At 59.9% G+C, this 25,452-nt stretch carries 21 protein-coding genes; 8 read left to right on the top strand and 13 right to left on the bottom strand.

Going from position 1 to position 25,452, the window contains the following annotated elements; genetic code table 11:
* The first annotated feature begins 69 nt into the window (after positions 1 to 69).
* The 3 genes from K529_RS05035 (at position 70) to K529_RS05045 (ending at position 3,963) form a co-directional block, all read left to right on the top strand.
* Positions 70 to 1,956 carry an acyl-CoA synthetase gene (locus tag K529_RS05035; protein WP_005628625.1) on the top strand — a complete coding sequence of 629 codons (1,887 nt, stop codon included), beginning with the start codon at positions 70 to 72 and terminating at the stop codon, positions 1,954 to 1,956.
* Positions 1,957 to 2,085: 129 nt separating this feature from the next.
* Positions 2,086 to 3,012, top strand: a complete 927-nt coding sequence (locus K529_RS05040) for an alpha/beta hydrolase (protein WP_005628627.1) — start codon at positions 2,086 to 2,088, stop codon at positions 3,010 to 3,012.
* 108 nt (positions 3,013 to 3,120) lie between these two features.
* The gene (locus K529_RS05045; protein WP_005628629.1) at positions 3,121 to 3,963 is read left to right on the top strand and encodes a DMT family transporter; all 843 of its coding nucleotides are present in this window, start codon (positions 3,121 to 3,123) and stop codon (positions 3,961 to 3,963) included.
* Between the two features lie 5 nt (positions 3,964 to 3,968).
* Here the strand turns inward: K529_RS05045 and K529_RS05050 are convergent, their stop codons facing one another.
* From K529_RS05050 to K529_RS05095, 10 genes are all read right to left on the bottom strand, one after another.
* On the bottom strand, positions 3,969 to 4,529 hold the full coding sequence (locus K529_RS05050; protein WP_005628631.1) for a DUF4453 domain-containing protein: 561 nt from the start codon (positions 4,527 to 4,529) through the stop codon (positions 3,969 to 3,971).
* 43 nt (positions 4,530 to 4,572) lie between these two features.
* Positions 4,573 to 5,409, bottom strand: a complete 837-nt coding sequence (locus K529_RS05055; RefSeq protein WP_005628633.1) for an alkaline phosphatase family protein — start codon at positions 5,407 to 5,409, stop codon at positions 4,573 to 4,575.
* 181 nt (positions 5,410 to 5,590) lie between these two features.
* Positions 5,591 to 7,228: an ABC transporter ATP-binding protein gene (locus K529_RS05060; protein ID WP_005628636.1), complete on the bottom strand. Its 1,638-nt coding sequence runs from the start codon at positions 7,226 to 7,228 to the stop codon at positions 5,591 to 5,593.
* The gene (locus K529_RS05065; protein WP_005628639.1) at positions 7,225 to 8,040 is read right to left on the bottom strand and encodes an ABC transporter permease; all 816 of its coding nucleotides are present in this window, start codon (positions 8,038 to 8,040) and stop codon (positions 7,225 to 7,227) included. Before K529_RS05065 ends, K529_RS05060 begins: the two co-directional genes overlap by 4 nt.
* Positions 8,037 to 8,993 (bottom strand): ABC transporter permease, encoded by a 957-nt coding sequence (locus tag K529_RS05070; RefSeq protein ID WP_005628642.1) that lies wholly within the window; start codon positions 8,991 to 8,993, stop codon positions 8,037 to 8,039. The genes K529_RS05065 and K529_RS05070 overlap by 4 nt, the downstream gene beginning before the upstream one ends.
* Before the next feature lies 1 nt (position 8,994).
* Positions 8,995 to 10,581, bottom strand: coding sequence for an ABC transporter substrate-binding protein (locus K529_RS05075; RefSeq protein ID WP_005628644.1), 1,587 nt, complete (start codon positions 10,579 to 10,581; stop codon positions 8,995 to 8,997).
* A gap of 193 nt (positions 10,582 to 10,774) precedes the next feature.
* Positions 10,775 to 11,245, bottom strand: a complete 471-nt coding sequence (gene dtd, locus K529_RS05080; RefSeq protein ID WP_005628647.1) for a D-aminoacyl-tRNA deacylase — start codon at positions 11,243 to 11,245, stop codon at positions 10,775 to 10,777.
* Between the two features lie 245 nt (positions 11,246 to 11,490).
* A complete protein-coding gene (locus tag K529_RS05085; protein WP_005628650.1) occupies positions 11,491 to 12,594 on the bottom strand; it encodes a TFIIB-type zinc finger domain-containing protein in 1,104 nt (367 codons plus the stop codon).
* 569 nt (positions 12,595 to 13,163) lie between these two features.
* Positions 13,164 to 14,351: an SPFH domain-containing protein gene (locus K529_RS05090; RefSeq protein WP_046002027.1), complete on the bottom strand. Its 1,188-nt coding sequence runs from the start codon at positions 14,349 to 14,351 to the stop codon at positions 13,164 to 13,166.
* A 172-nt stretch (positions 14,352 to 14,523) separates the two neighbouring features.
* Positions 14,524 to 15,711: a cytochrome P450 gene (locus K529_RS05095; protein WP_005662356.1), complete on the bottom strand. Its 1,188-nt coding sequence runs from the start codon at positions 15,709 to 15,711 to the stop codon at positions 14,524 to 14,526.
* A gap of 61 nt (positions 15,712 to 15,772) precedes the next feature.
* On the opposite strand from K529_RS05095, the gene K529_RS05100 reads away from it, so the two are divergent.
* The 5 genes from K529_RS05100 (at position 15,773) to K529_RS05120 (ending at position 22,210) form a co-directional block, all read left to right on the top strand.
* Positions 15,773 to 17,524, top strand: coding sequence for a sensor histidine kinase (locus K529_RS05100; RefSeq protein WP_046002013.1), 1,752 nt, complete (start codon positions 15,773 to 15,775; stop codon positions 17,522 to 17,524).
* On the top strand, positions 17,521 to 18,774 hold the full coding sequence (locus K529_RS05105) for a sigma-54-dependent transcriptional regulator (RefSeq protein ID WP_009177090.1): 1,254 nt from the start codon (positions 17,521 to 17,523) through the stop codon (positions 18,772 to 18,774). Before K529_RS05100 ends, K529_RS05105 begins: the two co-directional genes overlap by 4 nt.
* 245 nt (positions 18,775 to 19,019) lie before the next feature.
* Positions 19,020 to 20,024, top strand: coding sequence for a DctP family TRAP transporter solute-binding subunit (locus K529_RS05110; protein ID WP_005634562.1), 1,005 nt, complete (start codon positions 19,020 to 19,022; stop codon positions 20,022 to 20,024).
* A gap of 132 nt (positions 20,025 to 20,156) precedes the next feature.
* Positions 20,157 to 20,834 carry a TRAP transporter small permease gene (locus tag K529_RS05115; protein WP_009176906.1) on the top strand — a complete coding sequence of 226 codons (678 nt, stop codon included), beginning with the start codon at positions 20,157 to 20,159 and terminating at the stop codon, positions 20,832 to 20,834.
* Entirely contained in the window at positions 20,834 to 22,210 is a 1,377-nt protein-coding gene (locus tag K529_RS05120) for a TRAP transporter large permease (protein WP_005634554.1), read from the top strand. The genes K529_RS05115 and K529_RS05120 overlap by 1 nt, the downstream gene beginning before the upstream one ends.
* 226 nt (positions 22,211 to 22,436) lie before the next feature.
* On the opposite strand, the gene K529_RS23435 is transcribed toward K529_RS05120, so the two are convergent.
* From K529_RS23435 to K529_RS05130, 3 genes are all read right to left on the bottom strand, one after another.
* A complete protein-coding gene (locus K529_RS23435) occupies positions 22,437 to 22,610 on the bottom strand; it encodes an RSP_7527 family protein (RefSeq protein ID WP_157859731.1) in 174 nt (57 codons plus the stop codon).
* A gap of 189 nt (positions 22,611 to 22,799) precedes the next feature.
* Complete coding sequence (locus K529_RS05125) at positions 22,800 to 24,272, bottom strand: DEAD/DEAH box helicase (protein WP_009177100.1); 1,473 nt, start codon at positions 24,270 to 24,272, stop codon at positions 22,800 to 22,802.
* A gap of 197 nt (positions 24,273 to 24,469) precedes the next feature.
* Positions 24,470 to 25,420: a glycosyltransferase family 2 protein gene (locus tag K529_RS05130; RefSeq protein ID WP_046002014.1), complete on the bottom strand. Its 951-nt coding sequence runs from the start codon at positions 25,418 to 25,420 to the stop codon at positions 24,470 to 24,472.
* Positions 25,421 to 25,452 lie beyond the last annotated feature (32 nt).

Raw genomic sequence — 25,452 nt, forward strand, 5'->3', positions numbered from 1 at the left:
CTGTGACTTGCGAAATTGACGATTGGGGGCGCTTGGCATATGCCGATCCGCCCCAGGGGAGGAACTTGAATGACTTTTGCAACGGTGGCGGATGTCGCGGCGATCGAACAGGAATGCACCTGGGCGGAGCGCGACGTTCCACGTACGCTCTATGGTCTGCTGTCACGCACGGCTGAGCGTTTTCCGAACAATGACGCGGTCAGCTATCAGATCTTTTCCGGCCCCACCGATAAGGCGGAAACCCTGACGTGGCGGGAGCTTAAGGCAAAGACCTGTCAGGCCGCCAATCTGTTTCGCTCGCTTGGGATCGGCGAAAAGGACGTTGTGGCCTATGTGCTGCCCAACGCCAATGAGACGCTGATCACCCTCTTGGGCGGTGCGGTGGCGGGGATTGTGAACCCGATCAACCCGCTGCTGGAGCCGGAACAGATCGCATCCATCCTGCGCGAAACCGGGGCTAAGGTGGTGGTGACGCTCAAGGGCTTTCCCAAGACCGACGTGCCACAAAAAGTGGCCGAGGCGGTGGCCCATGCGCCCAACGTCAAAACCGTGCTGGAGGTGGATCTCAACCGCTATCTGACGCCGCCAAAATCATGGATTGTGCCGCTCATTCGCCCCAAGGTGAACAAGGCCCATGCCCATGCGGATTACAAGAACTTCAACCGTGAATTGGCCAAGCAGCCCACCGAGCTGACATTTGCCGACAGCGATGGCGACCGGGTGGCGTGTTATTTCCACACCGGCGGCACCACCGGCATGCCCAAGGTTGCGCAGCACACCTATGAGGGGCTGATTTACAATGGCTGGCTGGGGCATACGCTGTTGTTCACCGAAGAAGACAACATCATGTGCCCGCTGCCGCTGTTTCACGTCTTTGCCTGCCATGTGATCGTGATGGCGGCGGTGGCCTCTGGCGCGCATGTGGTGTTCCCGACGCCGCAGGGCTATCGCGGGGATGGCGTCTTTGACAACTTCTGGAAGCTCTGCGAGCGTTGGAAGATCACCTTTATCATCACCGTACCCACGGCGATTTCGGCGAAGATGCAGCGGCCTGTGAATGCGGATGTCTCGACCGTAAAAACCGCGTTTTCGGGCTCTGCGCCTTTGCCGCTGGAACTGTTCCGCCGTTTTGAAAAAGCCACGGGCATCACAATTGTCGAAGGCTACGGCCTGACCGAGGCGACCTGTCTGGTGTCCTGTAACCCGGTTGAGGGCGAAAAGAAGGTGGGCTCCATCGGGATTCCCTTCCCCTACTGCGATGTGAAGATCGTCAAGGGCACCCCAGACGGGATGCAGGAATGCGGCGCGGATGAAATCGGTGAGATTTGCGTCTCCACCCCCGGCGTGTTTGCGGGCCACACCTATACCGAGGCCGACAAGAACATCGACCTCTACTATCAGGAGAAATACCTGCGCACCGGCGATCTGGGGCGGGTCGATCCCGATGGCTACCTCTGGATCACCGGGCGGGCCAAAGATCTGATCATTCGCGGCGGTCACAATATTGATCCCGCCGACATCGAAGAAGCGCTGCTGGGTCATGATGCGGTGGCCTTTGCGGGGGCCATTGGCCAGCCCGACGCGCATTCGGGAGAGTTGCCTTGTGCCTTTGTCGAACTGGTGGATGGCGCAACGGCCACCGAAGAGGAACTGCTGGAATACTGCAAGCGCCACGTCCGGGAGCGCGCTGCAATCCCGAAACACATGACAATCATGCCCGAACTGCCCAAGACCGCAGTGGGCAAGATTTTCAAACCCGACCTGCGCCGCCATGCAATCACTCGCATCTATGATGGGGCGTTGGAGAGCGCGGGCCTCAATGCGCGGGTGGGGTCTGTGATTGATGACAAGAAACGCGGTCTGGTGGCGCAGATTGTCCTGAACGGCAGCAGCGCCGAGGATGTGGGCAATGTTCTGTCGGTCTACACCCGCCCGTGGGAAGAGGCCAAAGCCTGAACCCAACCGAGCCAGCCCGATGAGATTGCAAAGCACGCCACGTTTGGCGTGCTTTTTGCATTTTGCCGTTTTCAACAGGCTTTTGCGGTCCTAGGCTCCATCTGAGTGACACCAGCGACGGTGAGTGTGATGGATTATGAAAAGCTGATCGACGAAGAGACCTGGGCCTTTATCCGGGAGACGGGCCGGCATTACCCGGAGGACTCTGTGGATCTCTCCATTGATGAGCAGCGCGAGGTCTATAACAAAATGGCCGCGGCGTTTCGCAAACCGCGCTCTGCCGTGGTCGAGGTGAGCGAGCACATCGTCGGCACCGTTTCCGTGCGTATCTATGAGGCGGGCGATCCAACCCGCACTGTGATGTACTGCCATGGCGGCGGTTTTGTGGTGGGCGACCTCAACAGCCACGACGATGTGTGTTCTGAAATTTGCGAGCAGACCGGGTATCGCGTGGTCTCGGTGGATTATCGGCTGGCCCCCGAACATGAGCACCCGGCGCAGTTTGATGACGCATGGGCGGTTCTGGAATGGATCGCCAAGACCTATGAGGGCGGGGTGGTGCTGGCAGGCGACAGTGCGGGCGGCATGCTCAGCGCCTGTGTCGCGCAGCACGCGCGGGGCCGCATAGATGACGTTCTGGGGCAGGTGCTGATCTATCCGGGGCTTGGTGGCGATCATGCTTTGCCCTCTTATACAGAACATGCGCAGGCGCCGATGCTGACGCTTGAGGATGTCAAATTCTATGCAGGCATTCGCAGCGGCGGCACCGAGGTGCAAAATGACCCCACCTATGCGCCATTGCAGGACAGCGATTTTGCAGGGCTGCCGCCAACGGTGATGTTTTCAGCCGATTGCGACCCGCTGCGCGATGATTGCCGCGCTTATCGCGATGCGATCCACGCCGCAGGGGGCTTGGCAGAGTGGATCAATGAGGCGGGACTGGTACACGGATACCTGCGCGCCCGTCACAGCGTGGGCCGTGCGCGCGACAGTTTTGAGCGGATCGTGCTGGCAATCGAGGGGCTTGGTCAAGAAATCTGGCCCTACGAGGATTAAGCCCTCCGGGGGAATTCATTTTAGGTCTGGATTTGCAATGTGACCAATGCCGCGATCTCTGGGGTAACGTCTTCATTACATTATGGGTTTGGGTTGAGGATATTGGCGGTGTTTTTGATCACCGCAATGTCAGCGCTGATCCATGCGGTTGGGCAACAGGCTGAACTGGGGCAGATCATATTCTGGCGCTCGGCGGTGGCCTTAGTGCCGATTACCATCTATGCGGCGCTTCGGCGTGGCGCGCAGGCGGGCCTGAGGGCACAACTCAGCACTCGCAATCCGCGCGGGCATATCCTGCGCAGCCTTTTTGGGGCCTTTGCGATGCTATGTTCATTCGCCTCCCTGATCTGGTTGCCGGTGGCGAATGCTCAGGCGCTGAGTTACCTCGCGCCGGTTCTGACGTTGCCACTGGCGGCGCATTTTCTCGGAGAACGTCTGAGCGTTCCGGTCATTCTTGGCGCGATTTTGGGGCTGCTGGGCGCGGTTGCTTTTTTGTGGGACGCGCTTGAGACACCGGGACAGGGGGCTCTTTGGGGGATCGGGGCAGGGCTTGCCTATGCGCTGACGATGGCGGTGGTGCGGGTGCATGTCAAAGCGCTGACCCGCAATGAGACCCCGGCGGCGATTGCGTTTTACTTTGCCCTGACCTGTAGCGTGATCGGTCTGGCGACGCTGCCGTTTGGCTGGCTGACGCTGACGTCATCGGTCTGGGCACTGCTGATCGGGGCGGGGCTGCTTGGTGGTCTTGCGCATATTGCCTCGACCGAGGCGGTGGCGCGCAGTCCGATATCTGCGCTGGCGGTGTTTGACTACACGGGGTTGATCTGGGCGATGCTGTTTGATCTTTTGTTGTTCAGCCATTTGCCGACGCCACTGTCATGGCTTGGGATCATTGCAATCGCGGCGGCGGCCTTGTTTGGCGCATGGAGGCCCAAGCCCGTGGCGGTATGAGCGCGTTAGCCTGCGTATTGTGCGCAGGTTTCCTGATACGCCTCAAAGTGATACCAGCCCGCACTTTTGATCTGCCAGTCACCGCTTGAGATCGTGACATAGGTCCAGCCGCCCTCCGGGAGGTGGCCATAGCTGATGGTGTCGCCGGGAAGGATTTGCCCGATGACGTTCGTATTCTGGCTGTGTCCTGCGCGCAGGGGCACCGGATCGCCCAGCCAGCCGATACAGGCGCTTTCCAAGCCATCGCTGACGGGGAGATCGATGAGCCGCCTGCGGGTGGCGATATCCGGCAGATCCAGTGCTGTGCGATTGGTGTCGACGCGACAGGCGGCATCTTTTTCCTGTTGCTGAATAAGGGCCACCTTGGCCTTATCCGCATCAGAGAGGCTCACGGATTTTGCGATGCAGTCGCCATTGTCAAACAGCCGCTGCCCCAATGTGGAGCCAAAGCAATATCCGGCGCGATCTATAATGGCGTTTCGCGTGAACCACAGATCAGCGCAGTAATCCCCCGCCACAGCCGGGGTGGCTGCGGCGAGTGCGAGGAGGGGAACAATGAGCTTCATATCGGACCTCATGAAAGGCTGGGCGAGGCCGAAATGCGTGACCTCAGCGCAAGAATGCCCCAGCTTTCATGCTCTGTGCAACAGGTGCGCCGAGGCGATTGAGGATCGTCGGGGCCAGCTGTAGCTGGTCGATCACGTCATCCTCAGCCGGGCCTTCGGCATCACCAAAGTAATAAAGCGCAGTTTCCTGTTGCAGCGGATGGCGTCCGCCGTGGTGGCCGCGTTCGTCCTGACCGTGGTCTGCAGTCACGATCACCTCATAGCCCATGGCGCGCCAGCGCGGAATAAAAGGCGCGAGCATCTCGTCCATGACAAAGCAGGCTTTGTCCATCTCGGCGCTTTCGTGAAAGAACCGGTGTCCCATGCTGTCCAGCGTGCAGGTGTGCAACATGCCGTAGTTCAGATCAAAGCGCCCGCAGAGGTTGGTGAGCGTGGCAAAGAGATCCACATCCGAGGGCGTCATTTGGTTGTCGTGACCATAGCCGGTCATGGAGTGAAAGCGGCCATGGTTGATGGTGGCGCTTTGAGGTTCGTCATACTCAATGTCGCGCACATAATCGAAGGGGGAGCGGTTGAAGAACTCCGACCAGAAGCTATGCGCCACAGCGCCCGTGGTGCCGCCCCCTTTGCGCACCTGAGAGAACACATCGTCGTGGCTGAGGCGAAAGACATTGCCGTTGCCGGTGCAGCCATGTTCCTGCGGGCTGACCCCGGTGTGGATCGAGGCATAGCAGCTCGCGGAGATCGAGGGCAGCACCGCGCGGTGTTTCCAGATGCGCGCATCGCCAGATGCAACCCAGCCTTCGAGGTTGCCAAACAGGCGGCGGAAATTGCGATAGGGCACGCCGTCAAGGATGATGAGCAGAAGTTTGCGGTCCATGGGAGAGGTCCTGGGCTGGGGTTTGATCTATGATGCTCAGGTCAGCGCCCGAGCCTAGGGTGGGCGTGAAGCGCCCTCCCTGGGGGGAGGGTTGGGCGCTGTCCGGCCTTGCGGCCGAACAGGGCTTCTATTGTCTTGCGCCCGCATCGAGCGGGCGCTGCTGGTTGGCAGGAGGCGGGCATCAGTTGCCTGCGCTCTCCATCTTGCGATTGGCGATGACCTCTTCGAGCCAGCCCAGTTTCATCTCTGGCACGGAACTCAGCAGAAGGTCGGTGTAATCATCAAAGGGCGGGCTCAGCACCTGCGTTTTGCCGCCGTAGCGCTGCACCTTCCCCTTATACATCACCGCGATATTGTCCGAAATCGCGCGCACCGTCGCCAGATCGTGGGTGATAAAGAGATAGGCCACATCCTCGATCTTTTGCAGGTTCAGCAACAGTTTCAGGATGCCATCGGCGACCAGAGGATCAAGCGCCGAGGTGACCTCGTCGCAGATGATCATCTTGGGCTTTGCCGCCAATGCGCGGGCGATACAGACACGCTGTTTCTGCCCGCCCGACAGCTCTGCCGGGTAGCGGTCCATAAAGCTCTCGCCAAGTTCAATCTCATCGAGCAACTCGATGATCCGCTTGCGCTTTTCGCTGCCCCGGAGGCCGAAGTAGAACTCCAGCGGGCGGCCGATGATGGTGCCCACGGTCTGGCGTGGGTTCATCGCCACATCCGCCATCTGGTAGATCATCTGCAACTCGCGCAGATCCTCGCGGCTGCGGTGTTTGAAGTCCGGCGTGAGGGTGCGCCCGTTGAAGTAGATCTCTCCCTCGCGCGGCGGCAACAGCCCGGTGATGACCCGCGCGAGCGTCGATTTGCCTGAACCAGACTCGCCCACCACAGCCAGCGTTTGACCGGGGTAGAGATCCACGTTCACATTGTGCAGCACATCGAATTTGGTGCCCTGATAGCGCGCGGTGATATTGCGCACCGACAGGACCGGCTCCTCGGTGGGGGCCTTTTCCTCATGCTCGATAGAGCGCACGGAAACCAGCGCCTGGGTGTACTCTTCTTGTGGGTTGTTGATGATCTGATCGACCGTGCCGTATTCCACGGTTTCGCCGTGGCGCAGCACCATGATGTCATCAGAGACCTGCGCCACCACCGCGAGATCGTGGGTGATATAAAGCGCGGCCACCCCGGTGTCGCGGATCGCTTCTTTGATGGCCATCAGAACATCAATCTGCGTGGTCACATCGAGCGCCGTCGTGGGCTCGTCAAAGACCACCAGATCGGGTTCAGGACAGAGCGCAAGTGCTGTCATGCAGCGCTGCAACTGGCCGCCGGAGACCTGATGCGGATAGCGGGCACCGATGTTGTCGGGATCGGGCAGGCCGAGCTTGGCAAAGAGGTTGCGGGCGCGATCTTCGGCCACTTTGCGCGAAAATTTGCCCTGCTCGACAGCGGCCTCAATCACCTGTTCCATGATGGTCTTGGCCGGGTTGAACGACGCGGCGGCGGATTGCGACACATAGGTCACCTCACCGCCGCGCAGTTTGCGAATGTCGCGCAGACGCGATTTCAGGATATCGCGCCCGTTGACCCAAACCTCGCCGCCGGTGATCTTTACGCCGCCCCGACCGTAAGCCATGGACGACAGACCGATGGTGGATTTGCCCGCGCCGGATTCCCCGATCAGACCGAGCACCTTGCCCGGCATCAGGTCAAAGCTGACCCCATGCACGATCTCGATATCATGGGGCTTTTCGCCCGGCGGGTAGACCGTGGCGCCGATTTTCAGGTCGCGGACCTTCAGAAGTGGTTCGCTCATCCCCGGCCTCCTTTCAGCGATGTGGTTCGGTTCAGAACCCAATCCGCCACGAGGTTCACCGAGATCGCAAGGGTTGCGATGGCGAAGGCGGGAATCAGGGCGGCGGGGATGCCATAGACGATACCGTCCTTGTTTTCCTTCACGATGCCGCCCCAGTCTGCCTCGGGGGGCTGTACGCCCAGACCAAGGAACGAGAGGGTGGAGACAAAGAGCACCATAAAGATAAAGCGCAGACCCATCTCTGCCACCAGCGGCGACAGCGCGTTGGGCAGGATTTCGCGGAAGATGATCCATGCGGTTTTCTCGCCGCGCAGACGGGCGGCCTCCACATAGTCCATCACCTCGATATCGACGGCAACGGCGCGGGCCAGACGGAACACGCGGGTGGAATCCAAAAGCCCCATCACGAGGATCAGCATCGGGACTGTGACAGGTGTGACCGACAGCACCACCAGCGCAAAGATCAGCGTCGGGATCGACATGATCAGATCGACAAAGCGCGACAGCAGCTGGTCAACCCAGCCACCGGAGACCGCAGCAAAGATGCCGAGAATCGCACCGGTGGTGAAGGAGATCACCGTCGCCATTGTGGCGATAAAGATGGTGGTGCGCCCGCCGTAGATCATGCGGCTCAGGAGGTCGCGGCCGATATTGTCGGTGCCCAGCCAGTAGTCGGCGCTGGAAGGTTCCCAGACGTCGCCGACCACTTCGGCCATGCCATAGGGGGCCAAGAGCGGCGCAAAGATCGCGCCGAGGAAGTAAAGGGCCGTGAAAAACAGCCCGATCAATGCGGATACGGGGATATTCTTCATTTCGGATGCCTCAGACGCGGGTTCGACAGGATCGACACGATATCGGCAACCATGTTGAGGCCGATATAGACGGCTGCAAAGATCAGGCCACAGGCCTGCACCACCGGCACGTCACGTTTGGAGACATGATCCACCAGATATTGCCCCATGCCGGGATAGACGAAGACCACTTCGATCACCACGACACCGACGACCAGATACGCAAGGTTCAGCATCACCACATTCACAATCGGTGCAACCGAGTTGGGAAAGGCGTGACGCCAGATGACCTTGAAGGTCGAAAGCCCTTTCAGTTCAGCGGTCTCGATATAGGCGGACTGCATCACGTTGAGGATCGCCGCACGGGTCATGCGCATCATGTGGGCAAGCACCACAAGCGTCAGCACCGCAACGGGCAGGGCGATGGAATTGAGCTTCTGCCACAGGCTCATACTGTCGTTGATCATGGCGACAGAGGGAAACCAGCGCAGTTTCACGGCGATCAGATACATCAGAACGTAGCCGATCAGGAATTCAGGAATGGAGATCGACGCCAAAGTGACGCCTGAGATCAGCTTATCGGGCCAGCGATCTTTGTAGCGTACCGCCAAAAGACCGAGGAAAATGGCCAGAGGCACCGCGATAATGGCGGCCCAGAAGGCGAGGAACAGCGTGTTGGAGAGGCGCGAGCCAATCGCAGAAGTGATGTCCTGTCCAGAGGTCAAGGCAGTGCCAAGATCACCCTGTAACGCACCGAAAAGCCACTCAAAATAGCGAGTAAGCGGAGGGTCGTTCAGGCCAAGATCTGCGCGCAGGTTGGCGAGCGCTTCGGGGGTTGCGGATTGTCCGAGGATGGACTGGGCGACGTCACCGGGCAGGATCATGGTGCCCGCAAAGATCAGTGCCGAGATCATCAACAGGAGGAAGAGGCTCAGCGCAATGCGCTGAGCCAGTAGCTTTAGAACCGGATTCATATCAGGCTTTGACCCACATTTTCATGGGCGCATAGAAGTTGTTCAGCTCAAAGCCCGCTTTTGCGTCGACCCAGCCGTCCACTTCGGTGCTGACACCGTCAATGAAGCTGTTGAACATCGGGCAGACCAAGCCACCCTCGTCGCGGACCATGGTGGACATATCCGCATACATCTGCGTCCGCTTGGCCTCATCCAGTTCTGCGCGTGCCGCATAGAGCAACTGGTCGAATTGCTCGTTGTTGAAACGGGTGTCGTTCCAGTCTGCGGTGGACAGATAGGCGGTTGAGAACATCGAATCCTGCGTCGGACGGCCACCCCAGTAGGAGGTACAGAAGGGCTGTTTGTTCCAGACCTCGGACCAGTAACCATCGTTTGGCTCACGCTTGATTTCGAGGTTGATGCCGGCTGCCGAAAGCGATTGCTGGAACAGCGCTGCCGCATCCGGCGCACCCGGGAAGGAGTTATCGGAGGTCCGCAGCAAAATGGAGCCGTCATAGCCCGATTTCTGCATGTGGAACTTCGCCTTGTCGGGATCGTAGGTGCGTTGCTCGAGTTCAGTGAACAGCGGATAGGACGAGTTGATCGGCGTGTCGTTACCAATAGAGCCATAGCCGTTCAGGATCTTGTCGACCATTTCCTGACGGTTGATGCCGTATTTCAGCGCCATGCGCACATCGTTGTTGGCAAAGGGATCTTTGTCGCAATGGGCGATGAACACATAGTGACCCGGACCTGCGGTTTCGCGCACGTCGATGGTCGGCGCACGGTCCACAAGGCGGGCAGTGCGCGGCGGAACGCGGTTGATCATATGCACCTGACCGGACTGCAGGGCAGCAACACGCGCGGTATCGTCGTTGATGACAATAAACTCGATGGTGTCGGCATGACCCAGCGAGTCGTCCCAGTAGTTGGGGTTCTTTTCCGCAACAAAGCGCACGCCGGGCTCGACCGATTTCAGGATGTAGGGGCCAGTACCGATCCCTGCCGCCGGATCGTCCTTGCCACCACCCGGCTGGATCAGCAGGTGGTAGTCGGTCAGCAGATAGGGCAGGTCGGCGTTGGGTTCGTCCAGTTCGATGATGAAATCATTGCCTTCGGCACGCATGGATTTGATCCCGCGCATAATGCCGAGCGCACCGGATTTACTTTCCTCGCCGGAGTGACGCTCCATCGTGGCAAGCACGTCTTCGGCGGTCAGTTCCTTGCCATTGGAGAAGGTCACACCCTGACGGATTTTGAAGGTCCAGACGCGGGCGTCGGCAGAGGCGTCATAGCTTTCGGCCAAGCGGTGCCAGATGCCGCCCATCGGGTCGAGTTCGACCAGCGGCTCGCCCCAGAGACGGCCAATAGAGCTTGCGGTGGCATTTGCGGCCAGTGCCGGATCAAGGCTGTCAGCAGAGCTGCCGCCCTGAATACCAACCCGGATGGTGCCGCCCTTTTGCGGACCTGCGGCCTTGGCAGCAGTGGCCAACAGCGTGTTGGCCCCCAGTGCGGCCACACCCAGCGCGGCAGCGCGGCCGAGGAATTCGCGTCGGCCCATACGGCCCAGAGCGGCTTCCTGTGCGAGGTGCTTGAGATAATCGTTCATTCGTTGTCTCCCTGTCGAGGTTACGGGTAGGTCCCGGCTTTTTTCTTGAATGGTGAATCAAGATTTGCCGATTTGGCACACTGGGGCAAGGAATAATGCCAGAAAATTGCGTGAGCCTTGCTGGGGGGGCCGGGAAAACCGGCCATTATCGCCCCCATGTCGGCCCGCACATCCTCTGGCCCGAGCGGGGGTGTTACCCCGGTCTTGCGGGCTTGTTTGGACGGTCATCGGTGTCTAGCCAGATTGTAACAGGACCGTCGTTGACAAGTGAAACTTTCATGTCAGCGCCAAACTCTCCGGTCTCAACCGGCAGGCCGATCGCACGCATTTTGTCGCAAAAACAATGATAAAGGCGCTTTCCTTCATCCGGAGGGGCCGCTTTGGAAAAGCCGGGCCGCGTGCCGCTCCGGGTGTCGGCACCCAGCGTGAACTGGCTGACCACCAGCACGGCGCCGCCAATGTCGCTGACGGAGCGGTTCATCTTGCCTGCGTCATCGCGAAAGATCCGCAGGCGAGAAATTTTATGCACCAATTGCGCAGCCTCATCTTCCGAGTCGCCCTGCATGGCGCAGACCAAAACCAGAAGACCGGGACCGATTTCGCCGATGACCTTTGTATCGACGGTGACGCTGGCGGTGCTCACACGTTGCAGGAGGGCACGCATGCCTGTCCTTTCATCTTGGGATTACGGGAGAGGGCTGAGCGCGCCTTGTCGCTGATAGCGCAGCGCCTGTCAGCATCAGCCAGAGCGACCGCGACCGCATGAGGTCGGGTCCGTCGTGGGTGGCTGTGACGCCTGCGTGGCCGTTGGTCGAACTCGCTCAAAGCGCTGTCGGACAATGTGTCGTCTCCCCGGATTTGGCGCGAACATGCCGGGGGTGTCGTGAAAACGCAAGCAGATGTCGGAATTTAACTCTGTGACGCGAGGTAGGCCACACCCGCCGCGACAATCAGACCCAGCACCACGGCACCGGCGATCTTCCATGCGGAATAGGGGCGTTCGCCCTGCACGCGGCCGGACTGGCCATTGACCACAAAGCGATAGCTTTGGCCGCGGTATTTATAGGCCGCCAACCAGACCGGCAGCAGCACATGTTTGAAGGTCACCGCGCTGACATCCGTATCGACCGAACTGATGCGCTGGCGATCCCCGCCGATGTCGAATTTGATGTCGCGTTCGATGACCCGGTCCATTTTCTGGCGCGCATCGGCAAAGCCTGTCTCAAGGTCGACTGTATAGGCTTCGGCCCGGAACCCGGCCAGATACTTGGGCTGATAGGGCGCAAGCTGCGACAGATCCCAGGGCTCCAACCCTTCGGTATATTTGCGCGGCAGGCTTTTGGAGGCCAGCACCAACACGTCGTCAAAGAACCGCTGCACGCGCCCGCGCACATTGGACCAGCGCACGCGGATTTCGGTGCGCACTTGCGGTTTGCCATCGACCATGACGGTGCGGCTGACGGTATATTCCGTGCCGCGTTGGCCGGTGTATTGGCTGTGGGTCTGGGCGTCATAGGTCCAGTACGGAACGTAAATCCCATCCAGCTTGCGCCCTTTCTGAGCGTAATCCTTGAGGCCATTGGGGGCGAACCACAGCCCGCCGAGCCAGTCCTCCATCGCCTGACGCGCGGCGCGTTCGTCAAACTGAAAGGGCAGCACGCCCTTGGGTTTGATATGGCGATTCTCGCCGGTATCCGCCACCACCGGGGTCGCGCAGAAGGGGCACTCCAGCGCATGTACCGAGGGGTCAAACTCCACCTGAGCGGCGCAATTGGGGCAGGAGGAGACGCGCGTCACTTCCATCTCGGCAGCGGGAAGCTGTTCGCGCAGGGCCTTGAGGAAATCGAGCTCCTTCAGCGCGCTTCCGCCCCATGGGCTTTCAGTGAGGTCTTTCTTGTGACCGCAGTGATCACAGATCAACGCGCCCTCAGCGGGGGCAAAGCGGTAGTCCGCGCCGCATTGCTCGCAGGGGAAACGATGGGTTTCCTCTGCCTGTTGCGGGGCTGCGTCCATTGCGGGCGGGGGCGGCGGTGTCTGGGTCACGAAGAGGATACCATCTGGTCTGGAGCCAATTATTCAAGGTGCTTCAGGTTGTCTGCCCGGTCCGAGACAGAAGCGAACAAAAAGTGCGGTTGCAACGCACGTGCCTACAAAGGTCGCTTGCCATTGAAAGGATGTGAGGAACTGGTGTTGAGCCGAGACTGTCCAGTCTCGCGTCACGGGGCCAGTCCAGCCAGGCTCTGTTTTTCCAATAGTATTTATCACAAACGAATAGGTCACTATAGCGACCACCGGAATTATGGCACCCCAAAGCGTTGCAACTCCCCAGCTTATCCGGCGTCGCATGAGATACCATAGCAACCCTGACAAGAATACCCAACTCACCATCAAGGCAATTGGTGTACCAACTAGAGCAAACGCTAAGATATACACAACTGCAGCATACCAAGGGTCGCTCGAAAGCAGAATTGGGGCTGTCGAAACGATAAGGATGATATTGTATGCGACCGGGCCGCTTAGGCTGACCGCATACCTCCATTGGTGCGTTGAATAGGGTGAAAAGCTCGGCATCGTCAGGGATATTACCCCGCAGGCGGTGGCGGCGGAGGAGGCGGGGGCAGGATGGTGAACAGCTGTGCCAGTTCGGTCACGTCGCCCGCGCGCATCCAGCCGTCCTGACCCGGTGTCCAGACATGGGTGTCGCGGGTAAGCTGGCCTTCTTGGGCCATGCGTCCCATACGCGCCTTGGAGTAGGGACCAGAGGTCTGACCGTTTTCCGCAATGTGCCAGACATGTTCCACCGGCGGTGGCGGCGGGGCCTTCGGTGCGGCCTGCGTGGGCGCTTGCGAGGCAGCGGGTGCGGGCCGTGCGCCCCAGGGACCGGAGGTCTGACCCGCTGCCGCCGGGGACTGCGCCTGGTGCAAGGTTTGCCCCATCTGCTGTGCCATCGCCATGCCCATCCCCATGCCGAGGCCAGCGCCCATGCCGCTGTTGGGGGTCGTGGCGGCGGCTTCCATCGCTTCGGCGGCCTTGAACTGCGTATAGCGGCCCAGATCGCCGATGATGCCCATCTGGGTGCGCTTGTCCATCGCCTGCTCCACCGCCGGCGGCAGGGAGATATTCTCCACATATAGCTCAGGGATCGAGAGGCCGTATTCAGCCACAACGGGGCCGATCTCGGCGGCGACCAGCTTGCCTAGATCGGCGGTGTTGGCGGCCATATCAAGCACCGGAATGCCGGAGCTTGCAATCGCGCGAGAGAACTCCTGCACGATGATATTGCGGATCTGGTAAGAGATCTCGTCCATGGTGAACTCACCATCGGTGCCGACAATCTCGGTGAGGAACCGCGCCGGGTCCACCACCCGCACCGAATAGGTGCCAAAGGCGCGCAGGCGCACCGGGCCGAATTCCGGGTCGCGGCACATGATCGGGTTCTTGGTGCCCCATTTGAGGTCATTGAACCGCGTCGTCGCGACAAAGTAGATCTCAGACTTAAAAGGCGACTGGAAGCCATGGTCCCAGTGCTGCAGCGTCGTCAGCAGCGGCATGTTGTTGGTTTCGAGCATATAAAGCCCGGGCGTGAACACATCCGCCAGCTGGCCTTCATGCACAAACACCGCCGCCTGACCTTCGCGGACCGTCAGCTTGGCACCGTATTTGATTGCGTGGCCTTCGCGCTCAAAACGCATGACCATCGTGTCGCGGGTATCATCGGTCCAATGGATGACGTCGATGAATTCGCCTTTGAGAAAATCGAAAATGCCCAAGGTGTTCCCTCCCACGGCTGTTTCCCAAGATGTAGCAATCCATTGGTCCTGAAACCAGAGGGCAGCCCGCTTGGGCGGCTTTTTTGCCAATTTCAAGCAGAGTTTCCCCGCAAAACCGGGCAGCGGATCGCGGGGTTGCCCGGTTTTTTCACGCAGATGCGCGCGACTGAGGTTAGCTTTGCTGGACCCAAAGGCGGGTCAGCCCGTGGAAATGGTAGCTGTTGGAATACTGCGGTGCCTCTGCCAGTTTCAGTTCTGGGCAGCGCGCAAACAGGATCGGCAGGGCAATCTCCATCTCCAACCGCGCCAGCGGCGCGCCAACACAGAAATGCAAGCCGCCGCCAAAGCTCTTGTTCACCTTGGGCGGTCGGGTCGGGTCAAACTGATCTGCGCGCGCCAGCGCCTCCGGGTCGCGGTTGGCCGCCGCCAGCATCAGCGCCACCAAATCGCCGCGCTGGAAGGTATGGCCGAGCATCTCGACCTCCTCATAGGCGTAGCGGGTGAACATATGCAGCGGCGGATCATAGCGCAGGATCTCCTCCACCAGCCCGCTGATGCCCTCAGGGGCCAGCCACTCGGGCGACCAGCCCTGTTCCAGCATCGTCTTCACCCCGTTGCCGAGCGAATGCACCGTCGCCTCGTGCCCGGCATTGAGCAGCAGAATGCAGGTGCCGATCAGTTCATCGGTCGAGAGGCTCTCGCCATCTTCTTCGGCCTGAATGAGGCGGGTGATCAGATCATCGCCCGGTGTCTTGCGACGCTCGTCCACATAGTTGGTGAGAAAGGCGATGAACTCTTCGCTCGCTTTGGCGGCGGCATGTTCGGTCTCGATGGTCTTGGAGGCCTGATACATCGCCACCATCTTGTGCGACCAGTCCAAGAGCTTCGGGGCCATGTCTTCTGGTACGCCGAGCAGGCGACAGATCGCGATCACCGGCACCTGCGTGCAATAGGCGGTCAGCAGGTCAAAGGGCGCATCTTTGGGAAAGGCATCAATCAGATCATGGCACAGCGTCTCCAGCCCCGGTGCGAGCGCCTTGATCTCGCGGCTGGTAAAGGCGCGCAGCACCAGTTTGCGCAGGCGTGTGTGGCGGGGCGGTTCCGCATCCAGCAGAGAGTGCGCTTCTACCTGCAAGAAGGGCGCGAGATGGGCCGGGCCTTCGGTGGCCATCTCGGCAGGGATTTCGCGGCCGAAGCGGCGGTCGCGCAGCAGCATATGCACCGCATCATGGCCAAAGGCCGCCACCATTTTATAGTCCTGCCAGTACCCGAGTTTCCCAGCTGCGCGCGCGGCGTCGTAAAAGGGATAGGGGTCCTGGACAAAATCTGGGTCAGTCGGGGATTGGGTCAGTGTTTTCATGTATATGGCTTTTTGCGGAGGTCTCTGGCCTTGGCAAGGGGGGCTTTGCTACTGTGGCGCAATGTTAGATACACGTCACCCCCGTCTCGCGCTGATCTTAGGCGTTGTTCTGGTCATCGTGGTGCTGTCTGTCGCGGTTTGGTCATCGGCTTACCGGCAGGCGCTCACGGCGCTGGGAGAGCGCACCGCGTCCGATCTGGCGCTGGCCTCTGATCGGGTCAGCACGCAATTGCAGATTTTTCGCGAACAAGCGGTGCTGGTGGTGGAGCATCCGGGGCTTCAGACGCTCGACAATGCAGCAGGGCGGGAGTTGGCGACAAATTTGTTGCGCCGCTTTGCCGATAAATCCGGCGCGCTGGATGTGTTTTATGCGGATGCCAGTGGCCAGGTGCTGGCGGCAGCCGAAGGGGTCGCGGGAGCGGATGTCTCGCAAAACCGCTATTTTCGTCGCGCCATGCAAGGCGCCATGGGGGCAGAGCCGATGGTGCTGCCCGGAGGCAAACGCCGCGCCTATTTCTTTGCGGCGCCTGATTACGGACCCGATGGGCGGGTGCGCGGGACATTGGTGGTGGTGGCCGATATTGAGGTGGTCGAGCAGACGTGGCGCGGCTCGCTGCCGGCGGTGTATTTCACTATCGAGGATGGCCGGGTTTTTATGTCGAACCGGTTTGAGCTGCTGTTCTGGCAGTTGGATGACGACAAGACCGGGCTGATGACTGCCGATGGGGGCGATCTGCCACTGAAGGTGCGTCATGTGGGGGAACATGAAATCTGGCAACAGGGCTGGAGTCCGTATTTGCCCAATCAGGCACTGCATCTCGGCATCGATCTGCCCTCCATTGGGATGCGCGGCGAAATTCTGGTGGATGTGACACCAGCACAGCGGATCGCCACATTACAGGCCATGGCGATGGCTGCGGTCTGTCTGGCCTTTGGCACGATCCTGTTCTGGGTGGCAGAGCGCCGCCGCACCTTGGCAAAGGCCAATGCCGAACTGGAGGTGCGGGTTGAAACCCGCACGCGCGCCCTGTCGGATGCCAACGTTCAGCTGCGCCGCGAGGTGCGCGAACGCAAGGAGGCGGAAGCGGCACTGAAACAGGCGCAGGCCGAATTGGTGCAGGCCGATAAACTCTCGGCGCTGGGGCAGATGTCGGCAGGGATCAGCCACGAGTTGAACCAGCCGCTGATGGCGATTCAGCAGTTTGCCGAAAACGGTCAGGCCTTTCTGGAGCGTGGCAAATCGGAACGCGCGGGCGAGAACCTTACGCGGATTGCGCAGATGTCGGCGCGGATGGCCCGGATCATCAAGAACCTGCGCGCTTTTGCCCGCAACGAGAGCGAGCCGGTGGGCCGTGTCGATCTGGTGCAGGTGATCACTGCGGCGGTGGAGTTGACTGAAACCCGCCTGCGCGACCATGACGTGACGCTTGACTGGCGCCCCCCCGAGGCGGGCGCGATCTGGGTGCGCGGCGGCGAGGTGCGTCTGACGCAGGTGTTTGTGAACCTGATCAACAATGCGGTGGATGCGATGATGGGACAGGACGACCGCCTTGTTCGGATTGTCGTCAATGATGGAAAGCGGCTTACGGTAACTGTGCGCGACATCGGCCCCGGCCTGAAACAGCCCGAAAAGGTGTTTGAGCCGTTTTACTCCACCAAGGCGGTGGGGAGTTCGGAAGGCATGGGGCTGGGGCTGTCCATTTCCTACGGTCTGGTGCAAAGCTTTGGCGGCAATATCCGAGGCACCAATACCGAACATGGCGCCCTGTTCACGGTTGAGCTGGACTACTGGAAAGAGGAAACCGCCGCATGACGCGCTCTCTGTCACCGCTGCCCACCCGCAAAGTCTTGTTGGTGGATGATGACGCCGCCGTGCGCGAGGCGCTGGGCCAGACGCTGGAACTGGCGGATCTGGATGCGGTGACGGCGGGGTCGTTTGTCGCGGCCAAGGATCACATCACGCCAGAGTTTGACGGGGTGATCCTGTCGGATATGCGGATGCCGGGGCGCGATGGGTTTCATCTTCTGGCCTACGCGCAGGAGGTGGATGCGGAACTGCCGGTGGTGCTGCTTACGGGCGAGGGCGACATCCCGATGGCGGTGCGGGCCATGTCCGAAGGCGCGTTTGATTTCCTTGAAAAACCCTGCGAGACGGCAAAGTTGATGACGGTGTTGGAGCGGGCGCTGAAAACCCGCGCTCTGGTGCTGGAAAACCGCCGTCTGCAACGGCAACTGGAGCGGGGCGACCCGGCGGCACGGATGATCTTTGGCACCTCGCCGCAGGTGCAGGAGTTGCGCGCGCGGGTGCGCGCCGCCGCCGTAACCGAGGCAGAGGTGCTGGTGAGTGGCGCGCCGGGCAGCGGCATTCCCAAAGTTGCCGAGGTGGTGCATCTGATGTCGCGGCGCGGGCAGGGCGCGTTTGTCAAACGCCCGGCGGCGGGGCTGACGCCTGAAACCTTTGAGGAGCTGTGCCACAGCGCCGAGGGAGGATCGCTGTTCCTTGATGAGCTGTCCGCCATGCCGCAAGAGACGCAATATGCGGTGCTGGCGCGGCTGGAGCAGGGCAGCGATGCGCGCATCATCGGCGGCTCTTCCGTTGATCTGTCAGAGAGGGTTGCGGGGGGCAGCTTTAACGCCGATCTCTACTACCGGCTTGATGTGATGCGGGTGCGTATTCCGTCGCTTGCCGAGCGGCGCGACGATATCCCGGTGCTGTTTCGTCATTACGTGTCGCAGGCTGCAGAGCAAGCCGGGATTGATGCGCCCGAAATCAGCCCCGAGACCCTCGCCAGCCTGATGGCGCAGGACTGGCCCGGCAATGCGCGATCCTTGATGTCGGCGGCGATGCGCTTTGTGCTGGGGATGCCCGAGGAGGTCTCCAAAGCTGCCGACCTGGGGCTCGCAGAGCAGATGGCGCAGGTGGAGCGCTCCTTGCTGATTGCGGCCTTGGGGCGGCAAAACGGCAAGGCGGCTGCGGCTGCCGAAGCGCTGAAGCTGCCGCGCAAAACCTTTTACGACAAGCTCGCCCGCTATGGGATTCGCCCAGAAGACTATCGGCGCTAACGCTTGTGCGGTTTTTCGCACAACCCGCAACAGCCCTGTGTGAAATCCCGCACAGGGCGGCAAGGCGCGCATCACTTTCGCCTTCGCACTTTGCGCTACCTTATTGAAAACAGGCAAAAATAGTTAATTTGTCGTGATTCTCGAATCGCGACTTGAGCGAAACTCCGCCTTTGCCAATTCTAGCTCCCAAGCCTCGGGTCCGATCCGGGGTCAGAGGAAGACATCGATTCTTAGGGAGGATCTCCATGAAGTTTCTGACTGCTGCCGCAACCGCGCTGGCACTGAGCGTCACCGCAGGTGCCGCACAAGCCGAAGCCTGTGATGACGGCGAAATCGTCGTAAAGTTCAGCCACGTGACCAACACCGACAAGCACCCCAAGGGGATCGCGGCCTCACTGCTGGAAAAGCGCGTGAACGAAGAGATGAACGGCACCATGTGCATGGTCGTCTATCCGAACTCCACGCTGTATGATGACAACAAGGTGCTTGAGGCGATGCTGCAAGGCGACGTGCAACTGGCCGCACCGTCGCTCTCGAAGTTTGAGAAATTCACCAAACAGTTCCGCCTCTTTGATCTGCCGTTCATGTTCAAGAACATCGACGCGGTCGACGCCTTCCAAGCCTCCGACAATGGTCAGGCCATGCTCGACAGCATGCAGCGCCGTGGTCTGCAAGGTCTGGGTTACTGGCACAATGGCATGAAGCAGATGTCGGCCAACAAGCCGCTATTGCTGCCCGAAGATGCCAATGGTCTGAAGTTCCGCGTGCAGTCCTCTGACGTGCTGGTTGCGCAGATGGAAGCGATCGGCGGCAGCCCGCAGAAAATGGCTTTCTCCGAAGTCTATGGCGCGCTGCAGCAGGGTGTTGTGGACGGTCAGGAAAACACCTGGTCCAACATCTACGGCAAGAAGTTCTTTGAGGTTCAGGACGGTATCACCGAAACCAACCACGGTGTGCTCGACTATCTGGTTGTGGCCTCGGTTGACTGGCTCGACAGCCTTGAGCCCGAAGTGCGTGACCAGTTCATGACCATCATGCATGAGGTCACCGCAACCCGGAACGCCGAATCCACCCGTGTGAACAACGAAGCCAAACAGTCCATTATCGCCGCAGGCGGTGTGGTGCGTGAGCTTTCCGCTGATCAGCGTCAGGCGTGGGTCGATGTGATGAAACCTGTCTGGGAGCAATTCGCAGGCGACGTAGGTCAGGACATGATCGACGCGGCGCAGTCCATCAACGCGGGCTTCTAAGGCAGATCTGCGGTCCCATGCGGGCCGCGATCATCTGAAATACTGGTCAGAGCGCAGGGAAAATGCGCTCTGACACCTGAGCGGCACAGAGGCTGTGTCCGCACCCATTTCCCAAAAACTGGAGAGACAATGATGTCGGGGGCAAGAACCGGCCCGTCCGGGTTCATCCATACACTTGAGGAATCGTTGATCGCGCTGATCCTCGGAGCAATGACATTGCTCACCTTTGCCAACGTGATTGCGCGCTACGTCTTCAATTCCAATATTCTCTGGGCGCTTGAGGTCACTGTGTTCCTCTTTGCCTGGTTGGTGCTTTTGGGCGCGTCCTATGCGGTCAAAGTGCATGCCCATTTGGGCGTTGATGCGGTGATCAATATGCTGCCCGAGGGCGTGCGCCGTACGCTGGGTCTGATTGCGGCGGCGGCCTGCATTATCTTTTCGCTTCTGATGCTGAAAGGTGCCTATGACTACTGGGCGGTTTTTGCCGATCTGCCGCCAACCTCCGGGCGCTGGTTTCCCACGGGTCTGGATCTGAAAGCGCGGAGCCAGAGTTTCTATGAAGTTCAGGATGTGCCGATGATCGGTGCGCTGCGCTTTCTTGAGGATCTGATCAACTACGGCGATTCCTACGAAAAACTGCCAAAGGTCGTGCCTTATCTGGTGTTGCCGCTGTCGATGCTGTTGCTGGTGATCCGCTTTGTTCAGGCGGCGTTTCAGATCCTGCGCGGTCAGACCGACCGTCTGGTTGCAAGTCACGAAGTCGAAGACGAACTCGAAGCGGTTCGCGCTCAACAAGGAGAGCATGACTGATGGAAGTGGTTCTTCTCTTTACCCTCGTGATCGGATTGCTGCTGATCGGTGTGCCGATTGCGGTGGCCCTTGGTCTGTCGTCCACCGTGTTCCTGCTGATCTATTCCGACAGCTCGCTGGGTTCGGTTGCGGGGACGCTGTTTCAGGCCTTTGAAGGGCATTTCACCCTGCTGGCAATTCCGTTCTTTATTCTGGCTTCGAGTTTTATGACCACAGGCGGCGTGGCGCGGCGGATCATCCGTTTCTCCATCGCCTGTGTCGGTCACTTGCCGGGTGGTCTGGCGATTGCGGGCGTCTTTGCCTGTATGCTGTTTGCAGCGCTGTCCGGGTCGTCGCCAGCAACCGTGGTGGCCATCGGGACGATCGTGATCGCGGGCATGCGTCAGGTGGGCTATTCCAAGGAATTCGCTGCCGGGGTGATCTGTAACGCAGGTACGCTCGGTATCCTGATCCCGCCTTCCATCGTGATGGTGGTTTACGCCGCAGCGGTTGAGGTCTCGGTCGGGCGGATGTTCCTTGCCGGTGTTATTCCGGGCCTGATGGCGGGCATCATGCTGATGGTCACGATCTATGTGATGGCCAAGGTCAAGAACCTGCCGCAGGGCGAGTGGAACGGCTGGGGGGAGGTCTTTGCCTCTGCACGTGAAGCAGGCTGGGGTCTGTTCCTGATCGTGATCATTCTGGGCGGCATCTACGGCGGTATCTTTACCCCGACCGAAGCGGCTGCAGTGGCGGCGGTCTACGCCTTCTTTATTGCGTGTTTCGTCTACAAGGACATGGGGCCGCTTTCCAATGGAGAGGGGCAACCCAAGGACTCGCTGTTGAAAAAGCCCTATGCGCTGATCACCGCGTTTTTCCACAGCGATACCAAACACACGCTGTTTGAGGCTGGCAAGCTCACTGTGACGCTCTTGTTCGTGATCGCCAACGCGCTGATCCTGAAGCATGTTCTGACCGACGAGCAGGTGCCGCAGCATATCGCGAATGCGATGCTCTCGGCAGGGTTTGGCCCCGTGATGTTCCTGATCGTGGTCAATGTGATCCTGCTGATCGGCGGGCAGTTCATGGAGCCCTCGGGACTTCTGGTGATTGTGGCACCCTTGGTGTTCCCGATCGCCATTGAGCTGGGGATTGACCCGATTCACCTTGGTATCATCATGGTTGTGAACATGGAGATCGGGATGATTACACCGCCGGTGGGGCTGAACCTCTTTGTGACCTCCGGGGTTGCGGGGATGCCGATGATGGCGGTGGTGCGGGCTGCGCTGCCGTTCCTCGCGGTGCTCTTTGTTTTCCTGATTATGGTGACATATATCCCGGCGATCTCGACCTTCCTGCCCAATATGATCATGGGACCTGAGATCATAACCAACTGATCTGACCGATACATGAGAAATGATGCGCCCGGAGAGTTGCCTCTCCGGGCGTATTTTTATCGGCAGGGGCGTTGCCCCTCTGCGCTGACGCGCATTCACCCCAGGATATTTGCGGTTAGAAGAAAGGGGAGCGGTCGGCGCTTTGGCAAAGAAAACGCCCGGACCGTGAAGTCCGGGCGTTTTTCATCAGGCTGACGCGGGAGGGAGGCCGCGGCGGCCAGAATTATCAGGCCGTACGCGGGCGTGACAGCAGCAGGGCAGGTGCTTTGATCGCACGTACCAGTGCAGCGCCGATGCTGGAGAGGATGACGCCCATCATCTCGGCGCGCATTTTGCGGGCACGGAGTTCGATGTCTTTCATCTCGTCGCTGAGCAGCGGGGCGGTTGAATTCAGGTCCATAACTTCACCTTGGGGTCTTCGTTTGATGCCCTTCATCTAGTGTATCCCTCAGCTTTGCACATCGCATAGCTTGGCAATCCCGCTATGCCTCTGCTGCAATGCGGCATCCGTTAGGTGGATCGTTTCGCCATGAAAAAACCGCCCGTGCTGATGCAGGGCGGTTTTTTCTTTGGCTGCAGCTATTGGTGATCAGCTGGCGCGGCGCTCATCAAAGCTGAGCGCGATGAAGCTTGGCATATGGTCACCCATGCCCACGACCTTGTCATCGCGACGATCATCGCGGCGTCCGCGTGAGCGTGATTTACCAGATTTGTTGGTATCGTCCGCGGGTTTCTCGGCCTGACGCTGGGGTTTGTCCTGCGCCTGTTGTGGCTGCTGCTCAGTCGTTTGTGCAGCGGCTTCGACCGGCGGCTCTTCGGATTTGGCAGCGGTGGTTTTGCTGCGGCTGCGACGGGCCGGTTTGGGCTTATCGCTTGTCGCGTCTTCCTTGGTCGCGGTTTTGCGCGGTGTCGGCTTTACCGGGTTTTCCAAGCGGGTGATTTCTTTTTGAACCAAACCCTCGACTGCATCCAGCGCCTTTTCATCGCGCGGGCTGCACAGGGTGATGGCCTTACCGTTGCGCCCGGCGCGACCGGTGCGCCCGATGCGATGCACATAGTCCTCCGCATGGCCGGGCACGTCGAAGTTGAACACATGGCTCACGGAGGGGACATCCAGACCACGCGCCGCCACGTCGGAGGCCACGAGGATCTTGAGCGTTCCGTCACGGAAGCCATCAAGCGTTTTTGTCCGCTGGCTCTGATCCAGATCGCCATGGATCGGTGCCGCGTCATAGCCGTATTTCTTCAGCGATTTGGCGACGATATCCACGTCGGTTTTGCGGTTGCAGAAGATGATGGCGTTTTTGACCGCCTCGCCTTCCTGATTGATCAGCTCGCGCAGAACGCGGCGTTTCTCGCTGCCTTCGCGATCCTTGCGGGAGGCTTTGAACATCACCACCGCCTGTTCGATCGTCTCGGAGGTGGTCGCTTGCCGCGCGATCTCCACCCGTTCGGGGCCGGAGAGGAACGTATTGGTGATGCGCTCGATCTCCGGTGCCATGGTGGCGGAGAAGAACAGCGTCTGGCGGGTGAAGGGCGTCAGCGAGAAGATGCGTTCGATATCGGGAATAAAGCCCATATCGAGCATCCGGTCGGCCTCATCCACCACCATGATCTCAATGCCCGTGAGCAGCAGCTTGCCGCGCTCGAAATGGTCCAGCAGGCGGCCCGGTGTGGCGATCAGCACGTCAACACCGCGGTCGATGGCTGCGTCCTGTTCCTTGAAGGAGACGCCGCCGATCAGCAGGGCCTTCGTCAGTTTGACGTGTTTGGCGTAGGTGTCGAAGTTCTCCGCCACCTGTGCGGCCAATTCGCGCGTCGGGCAGAGCACCAGCGAGCGCGGCATGCGCGCCCGGGCGCGGCCACGGGCAAGGCGGGTGATCATCGGCAGGGTGAAGGAGGCGGTCTTGCCGGTGCCGGTCTGAGCGATCCCGAGGACATCGCGTCCTTCTAGGGCGGCGGGAATCGCGCCTGCCTGAATCGGGGTCGGGCTTTCATATCCTGCTTCCTCAATGGCTTTGAGGACCTTGGGATTAAGGTTCAGATCGGTGAATTTTGTCATATGCGTCCGTTTTTGCGGACACTGACCTGGCCCGCGCGTGTGTCTCTATCCCGGTATCAGTCGGACGCCTGAGCAGTCAGGTGTCCCCGGATGTGGCGGCACATAGCAAAATTGCGAGATACGGTCAAATGATCGCGAAATTCCGCCGGCGTTCTTTTGGAGATTGGGGGTATTTGCAGTATTTCTGAAACAGTTCGTCAAAATTCCGGGAAATGTTTCCGCTGCAATTGTGCAAGTGGCAAGCTCCGTTGGCGCAAAAGCCCCTCTGCCGTCAATTTTTGCCGCAAGTCGGTGCTGTCGGCGCAAACTTCATCGAAAAAGGCCCTGAGGCCGGATTCGCCCTCTTCTGATTCCAAGGAGGACAGCAACTCGTGCAAGGTGACACCGCCGGTTTCGCGGGGCTGAGCCGGGCGCAGGTCTGCCCGGTAGGAGCCTTTTTGCAGCCGGTAGCGATAGTGGTTCAACCAATGATCCCAGTCGCTCGCGTGGAAATGGCACAGGTCCATATCATCGAGTTCTGTTTTGGCAGGGTTTTCGGCGCCATCCACAAAGACATTGTGAATGCGCAATTCCACATCACTCAGGCCACAACGCACAAAGACCTTGCCCTGTATGTGGCTGACAAAGCCGCCTTTCAGGTAGCCGCCGAAACGGGGGTAGAGCCGGGTGCTGGTGGCGCTAGCGTTTGATCCCTGGGGCACGCGCGCCTTGAATTGATCGTTGCTGCCAGCGAGCAACTCCAGCGGGCGCACGCGGGCGCAGATGGTGTCGTCTGTGAGGGATGCCAGTTGCGTTTCAATCGGTGAGGTGGACCACAAAAACTCATCAACGTCGATATGGATCAGCCAGTCCAGGTCGCGGGCCTGACGGCGATAGGCGCGGGTGGCGTTCAGGCTCTGGCGGACCTGATGTTTTACCGGCACACGGCCCCGGCGTTTTTGCCAATGGGCCTCGGTCGTTTCAATGACACGGATGTGCGGGTGGTTTTCAAGGTGTCGCAGCGCCTCGGGGCAGGGGGCATCCAGGTAGAGAAACAGGCGATGCGCACCTTGTTCCAGATGCCACGCGGCAAAGTTCAGGATCTCGTGCGCGTCGGACTTGAGGGTAGCAACGAGGCCCCATTTTCCCGTAATTGCGGGATCTTTCATCTGTCCACCTGCCTGCATGATTGAAAACGGGC

The sequence above is a fragment of the Tritonibacter mobilis F1926 genome, from assembly GCF_000376545.2.
In the GTDB taxonomy this organism is placed as follows: domain Bacteria; phylum Pseudomonadota; class Alphaproteobacteria; order Rhodobacterales; family Rhodobacteraceae; genus Epibacterium; species Epibacterium mobile.